The organism is Streptomyces sp. NPDC001922, assembly GCF_042891165.1.
Classification (GTDB): domain Bacteria; phylum Actinomycetota; class Actinomycetes; order Streptomycetales; family Streptomycetaceae; genus Streptomyces.
The window spans coordinates 1-1,602 of sequence record NZ_JBIASV010000028.1 but is presented as its reverse complement, the minus strand read 5'-3'; the positions used below and the strand labels follow the sequence as shown (position 1 = coordinate 1,602).

The following is a 1,602-nucleotide window of genomic DNA, read 5'->3' as shown; positions in this document are numbered from 1 at the left end:
GCAGCTTCTACTTCCGCGACCCGGACGGCAACGTCTTCGAGGCCCGGCACTACGACCAGCGCACGCTCGGTGACTAGTGCCCCGACAGGCAACGTTCGCCCCGTCGCGACGCCCGGCACGCCCTCTCGCCGCACCGGCCGAAAGCCCAAGTACGTCCAGTACGAGGACTTCCGGCCGGCACTCCCCCAAGCTCTTCGAGCAGGGGGTACCCCCAGAGCACGCACCGGACGCCGCTCCTTCACGGGCAAACGTTGCCTGCCGCGGCACTAGTAGACTGTCGCGGCTAATATTTGGGGTAGAGGTGGCGCAGTTTGATGCGTGCATCGTGGGTGGTGAACTGCCAGTCCACCTGACGTTGGCCGGTGTTGGTGGCGTTCTGCCAGGCTGAGAGTTCGGTGTTGAGGATGTCGAGGTCGCCGATCCGGCGGTCGAGACATTGCCTGGTCAGCGCGGCGAGTTCGATCTCGGCGATGTTGAGCCATGATCCGTGTTTGGGCGTGTGGTGGATCTCGAGGCGTTGAGCCAGGGCGAAGGCCTCTTCTGGTTCGAACGCCTCGTACAGTGAGGCGACGCCGTGGGTGTTGAGGTTGTCCATCACCAGCACCACGGTCTCGGCGTCGGGGTAGTCCACACTCAGCAGCCGCTTGACCTGGCCGGCCCAGTCGATCCGGGTCCGCTGGGACAGTGCCTGAACTCGACGCCATCCGCGTAAGGGTTCGACCCATACGAAGATGGAGCAGGTGCCGCAGCGGATGTACTCGCTGTCCTGGCAGGCGTCGTGACCAGGCCGGGCCGGGAGCGGGCCGCGAGCATGGTCGAGGAGCTGGTAGGGCTTCTCGTCCATGCACACCACCGGACGCGCCGGGTCATAGGGCCGGGCATAGACGGCCAGCACATCTTCCATCCGGGCCGCGAACTCCGCGTTCGCTCGTGGCGGGATGGTCCAGCACTTCCTCAAGTGAGGGCGCAGTTCCGTTTTTTTAAGACCCGCCCGATGGTGGAATGGTCCAGATCAGGGATGTCCTCGACCAGCGCAACGTGCTTTTCCAGCAGCCGCAGCGACCACCGCGCATAACCCGGGGGTGGCGGTGAGCACGCCATCGCGATCAGCCGGGCTTCGACCTCACCGGTCACCGGCGAGGGCACCGGCGGCAGGTCACGCTTCTTCCGCGTGACCGTAGCCTGCACATCGCCACCCGTCTCAGCGAAACGCTTGGCAACCAGCCGCAATGTCTCACCGGAGACGCCGAGCCGAGCCGCGATCACCTCCTGCGAGCCGATCTCGCCTGCAGAGGTGTCGAGCGCGAGCAGCACCCGCGCCCGCCTGATCACCGAGGCCGGATGGACCCCCGTCGTGGTCAGCCGAACCAACTCTTCACGATCAGCCGCGGTCAGCACCACCGGCCTCTTCTTCTGCGAACCCATCGCACCAGCCCTGTCCGGCAGAACGGAAGGGGAATCTGCCACACACCAGCATCCCGACCAAACAACCCACAGCTAAGCAGCGACACACTACTAGTGCCGCAACAGGCAACGTTTGCCCCGTCGCGACGCCCGGCACGCCCTCTCGCCGCACCGGCCGAAAGCCCAAGTACGTCCAGT

At 65.6% G+C, this 1,602-nt stretch carries 2 protein-coding genes; both read right to left on the bottom strand.

Going from position 1 to position 1,602, the window contains the following annotated elements:
* Nucleotides 1-283 precede the first annotated feature (283 nt).
* Entirely contained in the window at nucleotides 284-958 is a 675-nt protein-coding gene (locus ACFYYR_RS31690) for an IS630 family transposase (protein WP_388861371.1), read from the bottom strand.
* The gene (locus ACFYYR_RS31685) at nucleotides 955-1,401 is read right to left on the bottom strand and encodes a helix-turn-helix domain-containing protein (RefSeq protein ID WP_388861368.1); all 447 of its coding nucleotides are present in this window, start codon (nucleotides 1,399-1,401) and stop codon (nucleotides 955-957) included. Before ACFYYR_RS31685 ends, ACFYYR_RS31690 begins: the two co-directional genes overlap by 4 nt.
* Nucleotides 1,402-1,602: the final 201 nt, after the last annotated feature.